General features: G+C 42.4%; 15 protein-coding genes. 4 read left to right on the forward strand and 11 right to left on the reverse strand.

Annotated elements, in window-relative coordinates; all coding sequences use genetic code 11:
• Positions 1–36 precede the first annotated feature (36 nt).
• The 4 genes from BLQ60_RS01815 to ttcA form a co-directional block, all read right to left on the reverse strand.
• Positions 37–1,077 carry a serine protease gene (locus tag BLQ60_RS01815; protein WP_244515928.1) on the reverse strand — a complete coding sequence of 347 codons (1,041 nt, stop codon included), beginning with the start codon at positions 1,075–1,077 and terminating at the stop codon, positions 37–39.
• 329 nt (positions 1,078–1,406) lie between these two features.
• Positions 1,407–2,540 (reverse strand): glutamate 5-kinase, encoded by a 1,134-nt coding sequence (gene proB / locus BLQ60_RS01820; RefSeq protein WP_092615123.1) that lies wholly within the window; start codon positions 2,538–2,540, stop codon positions 1,407–1,409.
• Between the two features lie 185 nt (positions 2,541–2,725).
• A complete protein-coding gene (gene cgtA, locus BLQ60_RS01825) occupies positions 2,726–3,937 on the reverse strand; it encodes an Obg family GTPase CgtA (RefSeq protein WP_092615126.1) in 1,212 nt (403 codons plus the stop codon).
• Positions 3,938–4,112: 175 nt separating this feature from the next.
• A complete protein-coding gene (gene ttcA, locus BLQ60_RS01830) occupies positions 4,113–4,970 on the reverse strand; it encodes a tRNA 2-thiocytidine(32) synthetase TtcA (protein ID WP_092616001.1) in 858 nt (285 codons plus the stop codon).
• A gap of 879 nt (positions 4,971–5,849) precedes the next feature.
• Between ttcA and BLQ60_RS01835 the strand changes: the two genes are divergently transcribed.
• Entirely contained in the window at positions 5,850–6,650 is an 801-nt protein-coding gene (locus tag BLQ60_RS01835; protein ID WP_244515952.1) for a lytic transglycosylase domain-containing protein, read from the forward strand.
• Between the two features lie 209 nt (positions 6,651–6,859).
• Positions 6,860–7,759: a protease HtpX gene (gene htpX, locus BLQ60_RS01840; protein ID WP_092615132.1), complete on the forward strand. Its 900-nt coding sequence runs from the start codon at positions 6,860–6,862 to the stop codon at positions 7,757–7,759.
• 118 nt (positions 7,760–7,877) lie between these two features.
• On the opposite strand, the gene BLQ60_RS01845 is transcribed toward htpX, so the two are convergent.
• From BLQ60_RS01845 to BLQ60_RS01855, 3 genes are all read right to left on the reverse strand, one after another.
• Positions 7,878–9,146, reverse strand: coding sequence for a serine hydrolase domain-containing protein (locus BLQ60_RS01845; RefSeq protein WP_378235162.1), 1,269 nt, complete (start codon positions 9,144–9,146; stop codon positions 7,878–7,880).
• A gap of 234 nt (positions 9,147–9,380) precedes the next feature.
• The gene (locus tag BLQ60_RS01850; protein ID WP_092615138.1) at positions 9,381–10,238 is read right to left on the reverse strand and encodes a MaoC/PaaZ C-terminal domain-containing protein; all 858 of its coding nucleotides are present in this window, start codon (positions 10,236–10,238) and stop codon (positions 9,381–9,383) included.
• A 119-nt stretch (positions 10,239–10,357) separates the two neighbouring features.
• The gene (locus tag BLQ60_RS01855) at positions 10,358–11,752 is read right to left on the reverse strand and encodes a 3-oxoacyl-ACP reductase (RefSeq protein WP_092615140.1); all 1,395 of its coding nucleotides are present in this window, start codon (positions 11,750–11,752) and stop codon (positions 10,358–10,360) included.
• A gap of 298 nt (positions 11,753–12,050) precedes the next feature.
• Here BLQ60_RS01855 and BLQ60_RS01860 point away from each other — a divergent pair, with 298 nt between their 5' ends.
• On the forward strand, positions 12,051–13,763 hold the full coding sequence (locus BLQ60_RS01860) for an acetyl-CoA C-acetyltransferase (protein WP_092615143.1): 1,713 nt from the start codon (positions 12,051–12,053) through the stop codon (positions 13,761–13,763).
• Positions 13,764–14,041: 278 nt separating this feature from the next.
• Complete coding sequence (locus tag BLQ60_RS01865) at positions 14,042–14,833, forward strand: pseudouridine synthase (RefSeq protein WP_092615147.1); 792 nt, start codon at positions 14,042–14,044, stop codon at positions 14,831–14,833.
• A 24-nt stretch (positions 14,834–14,857) separates the two neighbouring features.
• On the opposite strand, the gene BLQ60_RS01870 is transcribed toward BLQ60_RS01865, so the two are convergent.
• The 4 genes from BLQ60_RS01870 to BLQ60_RS01885 form a co-directional block, all read right to left on the reverse strand.
• Entirely contained in the window at positions 14,858–15,298 is a 441-nt protein-coding gene (locus tag BLQ60_RS01870) for a GNAT family N-acetyltransferase (protein ID WP_092615150.1), read from the reverse strand.
• 132 nt (positions 15,299–15,430) lie between these two features.
• Positions 15,431–15,718, reverse strand: coding sequence for a type II toxin-antitoxin system RelB/DinJ family antitoxin (locus BLQ60_RS01875; protein ID WP_092615153.1), 288 nt, complete (start codon positions 15,716–15,718; stop codon positions 15,431–15,433).
• 228 nt (positions 15,719–15,946) lie between these two features.
• Complete coding sequence (gene ispD, locus BLQ60_RS01880) at positions 15,947–16,648, reverse strand: 2-C-methyl-D-erythritol 4-phosphate cytidylyltransferase (protein ID WP_092615156.1); 702 nt, start codon at positions 16,646–16,648, stop codon at positions 15,947–15,949.
• Positions 16,629–17,009, reverse strand: a complete 381-nt coding sequence (locus BLQ60_RS01885) for a septum formation initiator family protein (protein ID WP_092615159.1) — start codon at positions 17,007–17,009, stop codon at positions 16,629–16,631. The genes ispD and BLQ60_RS01885 overlap by 20 nt, the downstream gene beginning before the upstream one ends.
• Positions 17,010–17,013: the final 4 nt, after the last annotated feature.

The raw sequence follows: 17,013 nt of genomic DNA on the forward strand, positions 1-17,013 counted from the left end.
CAAACCAAGTAGCAACTAATAATTAACTTGACCTGATCACAGCGCAGTACGATTACGGTAACGTAATAAACTCAAACCGATCAAACCAATTAAAGTGAAGATTCCCATACTACCGCCGCCACTACTTTTGCTCGAGCTTGAATTGTTCGTCGGTTGTTCGGTTGCTGGCTCTTCTGTTCGCTCAATGAGTTGAATACCCGTGGTGTTTTGAATCCACTTTTGATAGCTAGAGATTTTAGTATATACCCCAGGATATCCTTCCTGCGCACAACCTTCTCCCGCACTTGTAATCCCTACAGCATACGACTTTCCAGCACGATTTTTTAATGTGAGTGATGAACCACTATCGCCAAAACATGTATCCGATTTTGGTGTCGCATTGGATTCTGCACAAAACATATTTTGACCAATCTGTGCTGGATGATAATTTGATGTAGAAGAAATACACTCAACAAGATTTAATGTCGTGTATTGCAATGTATATGGATGCGTCGCATAGAACTCTTCAGGCGTTATCTCATCTTCGCTAGATGTACAATATGCTGAGCCACTCGTCTCGCAATCTTCAATTACACCCCAACCCGCTGCAAGCAAATTGGTCGATGCACGTAAATTCTGCGTTTCTATTGATGGGCTAATTGGCTCAATAATCTGACAATTTGCACCACATTTTTGCATGTCTATAGGCTGTTCCAGCTCAAGTACTGCAATATCATTAAAAAATGCAGTGCTATTATATTGCTCATGCATGAAGCTACGTTTGACCTTAATTGTTTGCCCTTGTGTTGAATCAAGCGCATTCGTTCCAGCCACAATATAATAATCAATTTTTTGACCATCTAATTCTTGCTCTTCCACACAATGTGCAGCAGTTAAGATCCAACGATCAGAAATCATGCTACCAGAACAAACATATGCGGGATATGGATAATCTGGATGAATGGTAATCGCAACTTGCCAAGGAAACTGAGCTTCCGATGCAGTATTTCCATTAATGATTCTTGGCTTAAGTGAATCACTCGCCTGAGTCATTTGTACAACACCTAAAGCAAAAAGAATTATAAAAATAAATCTCATCAAAACTTGCCCCAATATTTTATCAATAGTTTTTGACCATAATTACTTTGTCCGACGCTTAGTAGAGATTTTTGCTTAAAACAATCCAACCAATTTTACATATTATAACAATAAATTCATATGTATGAATGACATTATTTAATCAAATTGCATTGAGATTTAAGTTACAATCTACGCCTAGGAATGCGCATAATTATTAAAACATTATTCACTTTGAAATTATTGTTCTCAATAAATAACAGCGAGTTACATTATTTTTTTAAATTAAAAAGGCTTAATCACTCACAGATTAAGCCTTTTTACTTTCACGATCGCTAATACAGAAGATGTTAATAAATCGCCATGTGGTTGCGATGAATCATTTCTAGCGAGCGCACTTGTCCAAGCACTTGTTGTACTTTATCCGAGCTCAAGCCCTTGATCAACGCTGCCGAACGAGAGCTAAAATTCACCCGACCAACAGCAATCCGCACGCCTTGCAAGTCGACACACTCGACCACATCACCACGGTCAAAGTGCCCTTCGACTTCTTTGACACCGACAGGCAATAGACTGCGCTTTTCTTTTTTAATGGCACGTACCGCACCATCATCCAAGACCAAACGACCCGCCATTTGTAGGTGTGCTGCAAGCCATTGCTGATGTGCCGTGATGCGATCATTATCCGAAGTAAATAATGTCCCGATCACCTCACCCTTCATCAGACGGTGTAAGACATTTTCTGTATCACCATTGGCAATAATGGTTGGACAACCTGCTTTCGCCGCCAAGCGAGCAGCACGCACCTTAGTGACCATACCGCCACGACCCAGCACACCGCCACCGCCTGCCATTTCGAACAGTTGCTCATCCATGGCACGCACGGTATGCATCAATTTTGCCTCAGGATTACTCCGAGGATCTGCGTCATACATGCCATTTTGGTCGGTTAAAATGATCAGTAAATCAGCTTGTACCTGTGCTGCCACCATTGCCGCAAGCGTATCATTATCACCAAAACGGATTTCATTGGTCGCCACCGTATCATTTTCATTGATCACTGGAATCACCCGCCAATCAATCAAATGATGCAATGCATCGCAAGAATTTAAATAACGACGGCGATCTGCCAAATCATCATGGGTAATCAAAATCTGCGCTGAGCGAATGTGATGTTGCTCAAATACACTCGACCACGCTTGTACCAAGCCCATTTGACCAATCGCAGCACAGGCTTGAAGTCCTGGCAAATCTGTCGGACGTGCAGGCAACTGCATACGCACCATGCCCTCCGCGACTGCACCAGAGGACACCAATAAAATTTCATGCCCTTGGAAATGCAACTGTGCCAATTGTTCAGCCCAATGAGAAATCGCTTCTAAATCAAGCCCTTCACCATTGGCAGTGAGTAATGCTGAGCCAATCTTGACCACAATACGTTTGCTTTGAGTCAATACACGCTTATCTTCGAATACTTCAATCATAATGATTTAACTTACTTCCTTCTCTGAGTGCAAAACCTGTCTAAACTTTTAAGCCATAATGACTTAAGCCCCTTTGACTGGACGTGTACGCAATCACATGCAATGACGATGCCCCGCTTCAATAGCGCACCGCATCGTGCGCCAAATCGACGAATTACTTGATACTGATCATTAATTATCAATCATTAATCACGCACATAGACCACTTCCATGTCGCTATCATCATCTTCATCGTCGTCTTCATCCACATCCGTGCCATCTCGTTGCGCCTTACGCTTTGCACGATACGCCTCTTTGGCAGCTAGTGTTTGCTCACGGGTTTCTTCTTCTAACTGCTCGCGGAATGCTTTGGCTTCAGCTGCATATTCAGGATCATCATTTTCAAGCATTTTTTGCTCTTCGATTTGACCCATCAAGTGATAAACCACTTCTTTAGTGCCTTGATCCAATAATCCAGAAGTTTGGAATACCGCACCTTCCCACTGTAATTCTTTAAGAATGTGCTGACACCATTCGTCACGCGTGTCTTCAGCGAGTTGATCAAGTTTATTCAACACCAAAACGATAGGTAACTGTGCCAAGGTCGGTGAAAATTTCTCAAGCTCAGCCAAGATCGCACGTGCATTATGTACAGGATCTGAGCCATCGATCGGCTGTACATCGACAATGTGAAGTAAAATACGTGTACGTGCCAAATGCTTCAGGAATCGAATCCCAAGCCCTGCACCATCCGCCGCACCTTCGATTAACCCAGGAATATCCGCCATCACAAATGAACGGTGACGATCGACATCGACCACACCAAGATTCGGCACCATCGTGGTAAATGGATAATCCGCAACTTTAGGTTTCGCCGCACTGACCGAACGAATAAAGGTTGATTTCCCTGCGTTAGGCATACCAAGCAAACCGACATCCGCCAAGACTTTGAGCTCTAGGCGAACTTCTCGTACTTCACCCTTTTGACCATGGGTACATTGGCGAGGCGCACGGTTAGTTGACGATTTAAAATGGGTATTGCCCAAACCACCATCACCACCGCAAGCGACCATAACGCGCTGACCATCAGCGACTAAGTCACCAATAATATCGCCACTGTCCATATCGACAATGGTGGTACCAACAGGCACTTTTAAGATGACATCTTCACCGCCACGACCAGTACAGTTTGCACCCGCACCATTTTTGCCACGCTCCGCTCGGAAACGGCGAGTATAGCGGAAATCCACTAAGGTACTGGTATCATCATCGGCTTGTAGATAGACACTACCGCCACGACCTCCATCACCACCATCCGGACCACCAAAAGGCACAAATTTTTCACGGCGAAAACTGGCAACACCATTGCCGCCATCACCTGCCTCTACCGTAATGACTGCTTCATCTACAAAGCGCATGCGCACCAACCTCGACATGAATAAAAACGGCTTATTATGCCACAGTTTGCATTCAGCACACTGTGACAATGCCTAAATTAAAAATAAAAAGTACTGTGAAAAAACAATCACATAAAATAAAATCGGTCTAGCTAAAGTCCAATCTTTAGTCCAATTTAAAATCAGCCTAAAATACTTAGTCAGCTGAAAGGCTTAAATTCACCACATCCAAACGATTCTTCATTTCTTCAGGATCTTTGAGATCAAATTCCCGCTGTGAATCTAAGACTTCAAAATCAAACAACTCACGATCAGCGAGCTGTGATGGCGAGACATTTTGCAGTGCACCAAAAATACTGTGCAAACGCTTTGGATGCGCCTTATCCCAATCTCGGAGCATGTCATTGATAATGGCACGCTGTAGATTTTCTTGAGAACCACACAAATTACACGGAATAATTGGGAACTGACGCATTTCCGCATATTTGATGATGTCTTTTTCTTCCACATAAGCAAGTGGTCGAATCAGAATGTTTTTCTTATCCGTAGACAACAGTTTCGGTGGCATCGCCTTTAGACTTCCACCATGAAACAGATTTAAGAAAAATGTCGCCAAAATATCATCACGATGATGACCGAGCGCCACCTTGGTCGCGCCAATCTCTTGCGCAAAACCATACAGCGAACCACGACGCAGACGTGAACATACGGCGCAATAGGTTTTGCCTTCAGGCGTTAAACGCTTGGTAATGCTATAGGTGTCTTTTTCCAAAATATAATAGGGAATGTTGTTTTCTTCTAAATATTTCGGCAAAACATCTTCTGGGAAATTCGGCTGTTTTTGATCTAAGTTGACCGCCACCACATCAAAATTAATCGGTGCGATGCGCTTAAACTGCAACATAATATCCAATAAAGTGTAGCTGTCTTTACCACCAGAAATACAGACCATGACCTTGTCGCCATCTTCGATCATATTAAAATCACGAATGGCATGTCCCACCTGACGGCGTAATTTTTTTAATAATTTATAATAGGCTGCACTGGTCGGCAAATCAGGCTGAAAACCTTGAAAACTCTCATCTTGAAAATCATCTGCATAAAATTCATCGTCATCAAAAGAATCATCCTGCCCGTCGTGCTGCGAATCCTCAGACAACGTCGTTTGCACCGCATCGACAGTTTCAAACACAGCATCCGATGATTTTGGCGATGGCGTCGATTGTTCTGGGCTAAAAATATTCAGCACAGCGTCTTGAGATGCGTTACTAGACACGAGGAAATCCGTACATATTTAAACAAAGTCGGCTATTCTAACGTATTTAGCTTAGGATACCCAAGCCTTGATCAAGAAAAATTACCGAGAAAAAATCAATGAAACTTAAGCTGCAATAACACAATAAATTTGAAAGTAGCGAGTACTCGCCCTAAAGAAACAAAACAAGGCGCATTCGATGGCATTTGTCAAAAAAAATTTATGTCATGTTCATCGGCTTGTCATCAACACCTTATTTAATTAATAATGCTTCTCAATTAGCTAAATTGCTTGATGTGTAAACAGTTTTTTAGTTGTCCACAAAAGCTGTGGATAACTTTATGGATATCTAGATACTTGACAGCGATTTTCCAAGAAAATTTAAGGCATCACCTTAAATTGGTTAAATTTTAACCACTTATTTTTAATGTTTATTTACAACAACTTATCTAATGCAAGCGTTTTTTTCGAAAAAATTTTCAGATATTTTCGCAATGGTCATCGTCGCAAAACAGTGTGGTTAAAAATCAATCAATTAATTACCATAATGTTATTTTATATTACCTTTTGCTGATTTTTTGCTACAATGCTGTGGGGTTTCGCTATTTTTGGCGTGTTTTGTAACAACTGCTGGAAAATAATAATATGCAATGGAATAACATGATTCGACCGATCCTAATGACCTGTAGTATTGTGATTGGCTTGCCGAGTCTTGCGCAAGCTGGCAATTTGTATGTCTATCGCGACCATCAAGGTACGGCATTGTTGACCAACAAAAAAGTAAGCAGTTCAGGCTACCACCAAGAAAAAGTGACCTACTACAAAGATACTAATGTCCACAACTATAACAATTGGGGCAATTCTGAATCATCCGTTTTACCGAGTTTTAGCCGTTCAAAGGACGCCTATGACAGTATTATTCGTGGGGCAGCACAGCAGTACGGTGTTGCTGAAGGTTTGGTCAAAGCCATCATGCATACCGAATCGAGCTTTAACGCGAATGCGCGCTCACCTGTTGGTGCACAAGGTTTGATGCAACTGATGCCTGCGACTGCCCGTCGTTTTAATGTTGCCAATGCTTTTGACGCCACGCAAAATATTTATGGTGGTACCAAATATCTCAGCTGGTTGCTCAAACGCTTTAACGGCAATACGTCTCTGGCACTTGCAGCCTATAATGCTGGTGAAGGGAATGTTGACAAATATAATGGCATCCCGCCATTTCGTGAGACCCAAGATTATGTGCGCCGAGTGATGAGCCGTTATCAAAATCTCTATGCGTCTGGCTTGGCATTATCTAGTACGGACAATCCTGTTAAAGTCGTGGCGACTTCTAAAAATTACACGCCAAGCCCAACGGATTTACCACGCCGTGAAATCATTGCACTGAGTGATGGTAACTTTACTGATCGTGCTGCACGTCGCACCTTTGCCAATGAAAATGCCTTTACCTCATCCAATATCACCATCAGCGATTAACTGTATGTTCAGATGCTTCATGGCTTGAAATCTAAACTAGACTCAGTATGAATCGACCTGAGATGTATACGTTATCTTTCGTTACACCGCTTGAAATCATTTTTAATTGCCCCATAACATTTTAGTGATATATTCAATCACTGATGTGACGTGAACTTTAACTTTCAGTCGCACATCTAATTTCTATTATTATTTTGAGGAAAAAGTCCATGATGCGGATTGGTTTGTTTTTGCTTACCAACCTCGCGGTACTCGTTGTCGCTGGTCTAATTTTATCGATATTGGGCGTTGGTAGCTATCACGGTGCGGGCGGTTTAAATCTTACGAATCTTTTGATGTTCTGTCTTGTGTTTGGTATGGCAGGCTCTTTTGTTTCTCTTTTTATGTCAAAGTGGATTGCCAAAAAAACCACTGGCACACAAGTCATCGAATCTCCAAGTAACCAAGCAGAGCAATGGTTGCTCACTACAGTTGCTGATTTGGCACAGCGTTCTGGGATCAAAATGCCTGAAGTCGGGATCTTCTATTCGACTCAGTCGAATGCCTTCGCCACAGGTTGGAATAAAAATGACGCCTTAGTTGCAGTCTCATCAGGCTTGCTGGAACGCATGTCTGCGGATGAAGTGCGTGCGGTACTTGCGCATGAGATTGGTCACGTTGCCAATGGTGACATGGTGACCTTGTCGCTGATTCAAGGTGTGGTCAACGCCTTTGTGATGTTCTTTGCCCGTATCGTTGGTGATTTCATTGATCGTGCAGTATTTGGTCGTGGTGATGGTGAAGCGCCAGGACTGGCTTATTTTGCGATTACCATGGTGTTAGACATTGTGTTTGGTATCTTGGCGTCTGCGATCGTGATGTGGTTTTCTCGCTATCGTGAATACCGTGCGGATGAAGCAGGTGCACGCTTAGCAGGTAAGCAAAACATGATCAATGCATTGCTTCGTCTACGTGATGAGCAAAACCTACCTGATCAAATGCCTAAAGAAATGCAAGCACTTGCGATTGCTGAAGGTCAACATCAAGGCTTTAGTTTTGCAGCGTTGTTTCACTCTCACCCGAGCATTGAGCAACGTGTAGAAGCGCTACAAAAACTACAAGTGCAATAAATGAAATGTGATTTGTAATGTAGTCATATGAAATATGAAAAACGCCTCTCACTATGAGAGGCGTTTTTTTATGAAAATTTTTTATCTAAATTCTCTAAGAAACAAAGAGATCATCAGTTTAAAACCAAGACTTTTTGCCTTGAATCAGCTGATCCGCACATTGCAATGCAGTTTGCGTGAGCCACCAAAGACGATAGTCGCCAGTGATATTGCCCGATTTAAAATTATGTATATACGCAAAGCTCAGCTCTCGGGTTGGATCACACCAAGCGCCTGAACCATTATAGCCAATATGCCCAAATGCAGTAGGTACACGCTTGCCGAGGGTAAAGACACGATGATAGCCTAGACGCCAATGCATCGGAATCGGCATGACACGATCTCGTGCATGAGTTTGAATAGTGCTTAATTCTTGAAAAACTTCTGGTTTAATCAACACTTGATCTTGCCACACGCCACCATTGGCGAGCATCGCGTACATTTTTGCAAGACTATCAGCGCTAAATACGCCATTGGCAGACGGAATCACCGCTTGCAGACCTTGATCACTGAAAAAGTCAAACTTACCCATACTGCGTGGCACCAAGGCATCTTCAGCATCATAGGGATTAATACCACTGAGGCTAATCACCCGTTCGGTAAAACTAAGCGGACGTCGTCCATCGCTATTCAATGGTTTACGTGGTTTTTGTACTTGTGATGCGTTAGTAATTGCACTTTTTTCTTTTTTAATTGGGCGAGCAACACGATGCAGTTGATCGCTAGGTACACCAAAATACACCCCATCCAAACCAAGTGGTTCGACCAAGTATTGTTTGAGCACATCAGCGAGTGGCTTGTTCATGACCTTTTCGATCGTCCCGCCAATCAACCAACCAAAACTCATCGCTTGGTATGCTGTAGCCGTCCCTGCTGCAAAGCGAGGTGTAGCTTGCTCAAAGGCATGCAACATCGCCTGCCAATCGAGCATCACCTGTGCATTTTCAATGGTGTGGCGTATATCAAATAATCCACTTTGATGACTTAACACATGGCGCAAGGTAATTTTCTCTTTGCCATGTTGTCCAAACTCAGGCCAATATTGCATAAGCGGTGTATCGTAGCTGAGGAACCCCTGACTGACCAAAATATGTGTGAGCGTGGCAATCACCGCTTTGCCTGTGGAATAGCTCAGTGCCATATGCTGCGCGTCCCAAAGTTCACCCGCATTCGCTTCACCTGTGTAAAGCTCAGCAATCGACTGACCTTGGTAATACACACTAATCGCCGCACCGCCTGGAGTACTTTCAGGCTGAATCTGACTCAACACATTCGCCAATGGGAGAAACTGCTCAATACATTCACCACGATAATTATCTTTTTTGCCGTGTGTTATTTTCTTGAGAATTTTTAAACTTTGCATCGACTCACTCACCACTCAATTGTCACCATGCTTTTTATTGTTGACCAATTTTAGCACTAATGGCAATTGCAGAATCAATCGAATTTACAGGAATGTGCTAGAAATTACTAAGCATAAAAATACATCCTATCCATCTTCATTTCGCAATGTTCAGCATAAAAAAACGAGTGTTCAACACCCGTTTTTTGATCATTTGATCTGCGCATACGACTCAACCAATCATAATGCGCTGAGCTCACCGACCAAGTGCGGTTTCTTACTTTGTACATTTTCCACCAGAAAATCAGTAGTCTTACCTGATGCTGCGGTCAATAACGCCACCTGGGATGGCAGTTTCATTGGCAATTTAAACCATACATCTGCACGATAGCTACTTGGCAGTGGCGCCAAATCTGCCAATGCACGTGCTTTGCTCCACATGCCATGTGCAATTGCGTTATTAAAACCGAAGGCTTTTGCAGTGAGTGCGTGAATGTGAATCAGGTTAAAATCACCCGAAATCATCGCATAACGACGCCCTGTATTTTCTGCCAAACGCCATGTTTGCTTGAGCTGATAATCAGGCTTTTTGTCAGTTTTGCTATTTTCACTTGGTTTTTCAGTGACTTTTTGACGAGATAAATAAGTGGTTAAACCTTCAAAGACCAGTTCATCAGCAACTTTTGCACTGATAATAAAGTCAAACTGCACACCTTTATCATGTGGTGTTAATTCGCCAAATTGACAGCTCAGTTGCAGCACTTCAGTGGCTAAAATAGGACGGTACTGGGTAATCTGATTACGGATATGTACCAAACCTAATAATACAAAAGGAAATGGCTCACTGGTCATCATATGCATCTGTAGGCTCTGCGCTAACACCGCCAAATACATCGCAGGCACGTCATTATTCACAGGGAAATTGCAGATTTTTTGATATTTATGCAGATGTTCAGCATCAATCGCTAAACGATCCACCACGTATTCCACTTGTGGCAAGGTTTTGGCTTTACTTTTGCCTTTGTTAATCAGCCCTTGAATGACCTTTGGGTAAGCGGTATAGGCTTTTGGTAATTGCTCAAAATGACGTGTTTTCATTGCTGTACTCTCAACATTCATTCAAATCATAAAAAATAGTCTATTGTTATCTCTCAATCAAAAAGGGTGACATGCACCCTTCTTAAATTATTCATCATCAATAACTCATGCTTAGGAGCTTATGCGCCCAGCAAGCTCTGACCACAAACACGTACCACATTGCCATTGAGACCTGTTGATGCAGTCGATGCAAAATACGCAATCGTTTCTGCGACATCGACTGGCAAACCGCCTTGACTCATCGAGTTCATACGGCGACCCGCTTCACGAATCGCAAATGGAATCGCAGCAGTCATCTGCGTTTCAATAAAACCAGGCGCAACCGCATTGATGGTAATGCCATTTTTCAAGGTCGGTGCAGTGAATTTCACCAAACCGATTACCCCTGCTTTAGATACCGCATAGTTGGTTTGACCCAAGTTGCCTGCAATACCGCTGATCGAAGACACGCATACGATACGACCGTTGGCATTCAAGCCATCATTATTCAATAAGTAGTCGTTGACACGCTCATTGGATGCAAGGTTGATGTTAACCACCATGTCCCAAAGCTCAGGCTTCATATTCGCCAAAGTCTTGTCACGCGTCACCCCAGCGTTATGTACGATAATATCCAGACCACCTTTATTCGCTGCCGCTGCTTTGATTTTCTCACCTGCATCTGCCGCAGTAATGTCGAGCGCCAATACCGAACCACCGATTTCCCCTGCAACACGTTCAAGATCGGCTTGTTGTGGTGGAATATCCAAACAAATCACATGTGCGCCATCACGTGCCAATACATGCGCAATCGCTTCACCAATCCCACGACTGGCACCCGTGACCACCGCAGTTTTGCCTGCAAGCGGTTTGCTCCAATCGATTTCTTTGGCAACATCGGCTTTAGAGACACGGATCACTTGCCCTGACACATAAGCAGAACGTGGTGATAATAAGAAACGTAAAGTCGATTCAAGATTGGCTTCTGCGCCTTGATCAACATAGACTAATTCCGCAGCCACACCTTTTTTAAATTCTTTACCGACTGATTTGACAAAGCCTTCAAGCGCACGCTGTGCAATCGCAGCAGAAACACTACCCGCAGTTTCTGGTGTCGTACCAATCACAATGACACGACCAGAAGATAAAATCTGACGCGCAACAGGATTGAAGAAGTTATACAAATCTTTTAATTGGTCTGCGTTTTCAATACCTGATGCATCAAACACCAAGGCTTTAAACTTTGACTCTTTATCGCCGCTATTAAATGCACGCAGATTCAACCCCACATCCGCCGCAGCTTGTTGCAACTGAGCATTGTTGCCTGCATAGGTGTCTGCATGAATATTACTCAACACCTGACTGATCGCCCCAGACAAGGTACTATTGACTGCTGCGCCAAGTAGTACCGCACCTTGAATGACTGGTGCGCCTGCTTCAAAACGATCCAAAGCGGTCGGTGATGGTAAACCTAAATTTTTAATCACAAACTTACCAATTGGAGATTTTGCAAAGGTTTGATATTGATCAGACATGATTTTTTCTCTATATCTCTATAAAAAGTGAATGCGTCGCACTGCAGATCAGTGCAAAAATGATGTGTTGATGTATATCAAACTTCGATGCATTGATACATCAATGATCGGTTGATATTGTCACCAAATTTTAATCACTATTGATAAAAATGATTTTACATCCCATTATCATACTGAGTTTAAGTGAACTTGTCTTGACCACGGCTTGGCTTTTGTCCTGTCAATGCAGTCAATTCGATCAGATCATCTTTATGATAATATCCTTTTAGAAAATGTATAAAATCCTTGGGAAACCATGATGACGAAGACACCACAAACCACCTCGACAGATCCATCAAACACCTCGGCGGAGCTGTCAGAAAAACCAACTCAATCCACAAAAGCACAACAAAACAATGCTCAAAATAGTGCTAAAAACACGGCGCCGAAAAGCATAACACGCCGCCAAAGTCGTACAACGTCGACCAAAAAGGTCGCATCTCCTACTGCCAAGCCAACGCCACGAAAAACGCAAGGCACAGCATCGAATGTAAAGGATGCAACAGCGACGTCATCAAAATCGACTGCGACTAAATCTACAGCATCAAAAGCCACTGCGACCCAAACAGTCGCTCAAACAAACAATGATGTAGCAAGCAAATCTTTAAACAAAGCAACAAACAAAACAGTGCGTGCTTCCACACGCAAAGCCACAACCTCTACTCCTAAAAAGGAACAATCTATGAGCCAGAATACAGTTCGCCGTGTTGCCATTATTGGCGGTAACCGTATCCCATTCTCCCGTTCAAACGGTGCGTATTTTACTGCATCAAACTCGGATATGCTGACTGCTGCATTGAATGGCTTAGTGACCCGTTACAACCTCCAAGGTCAACGCCTTGGTGAAGTGGTTGCAGGTGCGGTCTTGAAGCACAGCCGTGACTTCAACATGACCCGTGAATGTGTGCTTGATACCGAACTTTCTCCAGATACCCCAGCCTATGATGTGCAACAAGCCTGCGCAACTGGACTACAATCTGCTTTCTTGGTAGCAAATAAAATCGCTTTGGGTCAAATTGAAGTGGGGATCGCAGGCGGTGTAGATACCACTTCTGATGCGCCAATCGCTTTAGGTGATGGTCTACGCAAAGCATTGCTTCAACTGAATATTGCAAAAACAGGTAAAGATCGCCTCAAAGCATTGTCTAAAATAAATGTCAAAGATTTGATGGATGCGCCAAAAAATGGTGAACCACGCACAGGTTTATCAATGGGTGATCATCAAGCGATTACTGCGCTCGAATGGAATATTGCCCGTCAAGATCAAGACGAACTGGCAGCTTCTTCACATCAAAAAATGGCAAAAGCCTATGAAGAAGGTTTCTTCAATGATTTAATGACGCCATTCATGGGGCTTGAGCGTGATAACAACTTACGTGCAGACTCTACAGCAGAAAAATTGGCAAAGCTAAAACCTGTATTTGGTAAAGGTGAAAATGCCACCATGACCGCAGGTAACTCTACCCCGTTAACCGATGGTGCATCAGTAACCTTACTTGCATCAGAAGAATGGGCAAAAGCCAATGGACATGAGGTGTTGGCATATTTAACCTTCTCTGAAACGGCTGCAGTGGACTTTATTGGCAAAGCAGGACCAAAAGAAGGTTTATTACTTGCGCCAGCTTATGCTGTGCCACGCATGCTAGAACGTGCTGGTTTGACGTTACAAGATTTTGATTTCTATGAAATTCATGAAGCATTTGCATCTCAAGTCTTAGCCACACTCAAAGCATGGGAAGACCCAACATTCTGTAAAGAACGTCTTGGTTTAGACAAACCGTTAGGTTCTATCGATCGTAGCAAATTGAATGTTAAAGGTTCATCACTGGCGGCGGGTCATCCATTCGCAGCGACTGGCGGTCGTATCCTTGCCACAGCTGCCAAACTCCTCAATGAAAAAGGTTCTGGTCGTGCATTGATCTCAATCTGTGCCGCTGGCGGTCAAGGTGTGGTTGCGATTGTTGAAAAATAAGCATTCATATGTATTAGTTCATACTAAAACCTAATCACCTCTAAATGTGATTAAACTTAAACCATCAATTCTACGGGATTGGTGGTTTTTTTATGACAAAGCCGATCCGCAAAACTATAGTCGAAGAAATTAATTTCTGATACAAGGCAACCGAGCGAAGGTTTACAAATAGTACTTCGAGTGAGGTTAACGCTGTAGCAGGATTTAAGTTCTCTGACTATACAAAACATATTGTAATTCTTTTATAATTAAACGCTATTCCCTTTGAATCTTTTCCTGTGCAGCTCGATAAACTCCTACAATCTCAAGGCTTTGGCACACGCAAACAATGCCAAATTTTAATCCATCGTGGGCATATCCGCGTGGATGGTATCGTCATTCGTGATCACAAATTTCGGTGCAACACGCCTAACTTTGAATTTTCAGTAGACGGCGATGAATTTCAATATCGGGAAAAAGTCTATATTGCCCTGAATAAACCACAAGGCTATGAATGCTCGCATCAAACTCAGCATCATCACAGTGTGTTTGAACTGTTACCAGAATATTTAATTTTGCGAAATGTTCAAAGTATTGGGCGACTGGATCAGGATACTACAGGCTTGTTATTGCTCACCGATGATGGGCAATACCTGCATCGGCTCACCCACCCGAAGAAACACGTGCTCAAGTATTATCAAATCCATACCGCTGAACCACTAAGTACAGATGCGATTGCACAATTGCAAAATGGCGTAGCACTACACAATGAGCAAGGTGTTTTTCAGGCATTCAATCTGGAGAAAATTGCCGAGCAACATTACCGCTTTGCAATTTCACAAGGCGTCTATCATCAAGTCAAAAGAATGATCGCAGCCGTTGGCAATCATGTAGAAGCCTTACACCGTGATCAAATTGGTGAACTCGGACTTGCTGATTCAGACTCTGATGAGGCAAATTTAGACGGGTTAAAACGTGATGGCTTAAATGGTTTAAAACTTGGTTTAGGCGAATGGTGCTATCTGAATGAGGCGGAATATCACGCTGCAACCATTCAAGTTACAGCAGCGAAAGACAACACAACATCGTAAAGAAACAATCGCTTTAAGGAATGCTTAGATAAAGCAATGATATGATTCAAACTCATGATCTTTGACAAAACCGAGTTTTTCATAAAGACGACGAGCCTCTACATGATCGACTTCGGTCTGTAAGCTAATACGTTTTACTTGTTGTTGACGAGCAAATAAAATCGCTGTATCAATCAACTGATGCGCAGCACCTTGACGGCGATATTTTGGGGTGACATAAGTATCATCCAAAATGTAATATTCACGGCAATCCGCCGTAGAGAAGCCAACATACAATACGATAAAGCCCGTTAAGATGTCATCTTTTTGACTGACAAAAATAATCGTCTGTTGGTTGTGCATACGCTTGCTTAAAAAATCTTGTGTCTCCGCAAGATTAGAGCTACTACCGTAAAATTGACGATATTCATCAAATAGAACCGTTAATATAGGCAAATCTGCTTCAGTGGCACGACGTACGATCATAGCGTTTTAATCCAATCATTTTTAAAGTTCAAAAAAGTGCGATTCCTTTGCATAGGCTCATAGCATAAACAAAAAAATCATCCCCAAAAGTGTTGTTTAGTTATTAAAATGCAACAAGATTTTTTTCAATTACTATTGTTCAGAATTTAGAATTTGGTCTAATTCTGTAAAAATATCGTGATGATTTTCCTCATTTTCAACCGAAGCTGGCGATGCATCACGGACTGGATGATGAAGTAACGATTGCTGCATGACCGTCTTATTTTCAATCTGAAATGGAATCGATTGGGTTAGCACCACTTGGCGGAAAAACATACGAATTGCTTGTGCAGGCGTCAGCCCCAGCTGGCGAAATACCGCAAATGCCAATTTCTTTTCTTCGCTATCTAAGCGAATTTGATATACCTCAGTCTTTGCCATGACACATGATCCCCTATGATCTCCAGTAAAAACTCCCTCATCTCAATGTAATGACAGCACAACAGAATTAAAATCATTTATGTCATTACAAAGTAATGTGGAACACATGACTTTTGCAGTGTAGCAAAATTAAAAATAATATGGAATCAAAAAATTAACATAAAAACACATATGACTGCGCTGTCATCGGCAATTTGCAGCATGAATTATGCGTGTATAGATTTCTTTTTAAGTGGGTTGCTTCAGTGACAACACCAATTTTGCAAAGTCTAAATCTTGTGGGTAAGTAATTTTTAAGTTATCCATACGCCCTTCGATGAGTTGTATAGGACTATTCAATTGTTCTAAAGCGCTTGCCTCATCAGTGACATGTAATTGATGTTGTGTTGCATGCTGAAGTGCACGATAAAGTATTGAATATTTAATGATTTGTGGGGTTTGTGCTTGCCACAGTCCAGTGCGATCGACTGTACTTTCTATTTGTTGATTTGCTTTTGATTTTTTTAAAGTATCCCGTACTGGAACAGCAATAATCGCCGCATTCTGCCCAGTTTGACAAAATTTCTCAATATTTCGTAATTGATCTACATGCAAACACGGACGTGCTGCATCATGCACCAAGATATAATCATTGGCATCAGCATATGACTCTAAATATTTTAACGCTGCAAATACCGAATCCATGCGCTCTTTGCCACCCTGACAAAACTGTACAGGATGCACAAATTCAATCTGTTCGGCAAACGTATCTTGTGTGCTAATCGCAATTACGCAACCAGACAATGGCAGTTGATAGAGCGCATTCACACTATGTTCAAGTACTGTTTTACCCAATATTTTTTGATATTGTTTTAAGTCCGTTTTAGAAAATCGTTGTCCTGATCCTGCCGCAGGAATGACCGCCCAAAGTTTAGGGCGTGTCATCTTCATCGTACTCATTGGTCAGCTTTTCTTCGGCTGTTTCAGGCTGATTATTCAAATAAATCGGCTCATACGCCCCACTGATCATACTCATTTGAATGAATGTTTCATGTGGTTTGATCAAGCCAAGATCTAATCGTGCATGCTCTTCAATGGCTTCGTAGCCATTTTTTAGATCGTACACCTCTGCTGCCAATACACGATTACGTTCGGACAATTCCTGATTGATTTCATTTTGTGCAGTCATATCACTCATCAATTTTTCATGCATGAAATGACCACTTTCACCAAACCAATAGGCGTATTGCAGGCTTGCGACAATGAGTATCGCAAGCCCAATAATGATTCGACCTGTTGCCGTAGCAAACATATTC

Origin of the sequence: Acinetobacter marinus (assembly GCF_900096915.1) — a bacterium.
GTDB lineage: Bacteria > Pseudomonadota > Gammaproteobacteria > Pseudomonadales > Moraxellaceae > Acinetobacter > Acinetobacter marinus.

Excerpts from the sequence above, each read along its gene's own strand:
- BLQ60_RS01885 (WP_092615159.1), bottom strand. The coding sequence starts at position 17,009 with ATGTTTGCTACGGCAACAGGTCGAATCATTATTGGGCTTGCGATACTC.
- proB (WP_092615123.1), bottom strand. The coding sequence starts at position 2,540 with ATGATTGAAGTATTCGAAGATAAGCGTGTATTGACTCAAAGCAAACGT.
- BLQ60_RS01850 (WP_092615138.1), bottom strand. The coding sequence starts at position 10,238 with ATGAAAACACGTCATTTTGAGCAATTACCAAAAGCCTATACCGCTTAC.
- BLQ60_RS01815 (WP_244515928.1), bottom strand. The coding sequence starts at position 1,077 with ATGAGATTTATTTTTATAATTCTTTTTGCTTTAGGTGTTGTACAAATG.
- BLQ60_RS01835 (WP_244515952.1), top strand. The coding sequence starts at position 5,850 with ATGACCTGTAGTATTGTGATTGGCTTGCCGAGTCTTGCGCAAGCTGGC.
- ispD (WP_092615156.1), bottom strand. The coding sequence starts at position 16,648 with ATGAAGATGACACGCCCTAAACTTTGGGCGGTCATTCCTGCGGCAGGA.
- htpX (WP_092615132.1), top strand. The coding sequence starts at position 6,860 with ATGATGCGGATTGGTTTGTTTTTGCTTACCAACCTCGCGGTACTCGTT.
- BLQ60_RS01875 (WP_092615153.1), bottom strand. The coding sequence starts at position 15,718 with ATGGCAAAGACTGAGGTATATCAAATTCGCTTAGATAGCGAAGAAAAG.
- BLQ60_RS01870 (WP_092615150.1), bottom strand. The coding sequence starts at position 15,298 with ATGATCGTACGTCGTGCCACTGAAGCAGATTTGCCTATATTAACGGTT.
- BLQ60_RS01855 (WP_092615140.1), bottom strand. The coding sequence starts at position 11,752 with ATGTCTGATCAATATCAAACCTTTGCAAAATCTCCAATTGGTAAGTTT.
- BLQ60_RS01860 (WP_092615143.1), top strand. The coding sequence starts at position 12,051 with ATGACGAAGACACCACAAACCACCTCGACAGATCCATCAAACACCTCG.
- cgtA (WP_092615126.1), bottom strand. The coding sequence starts at position 3,937 with ATGCGCTTTGTAGATGAAGCAGTCATTACGGTAGAGGCAGGTGATGGC.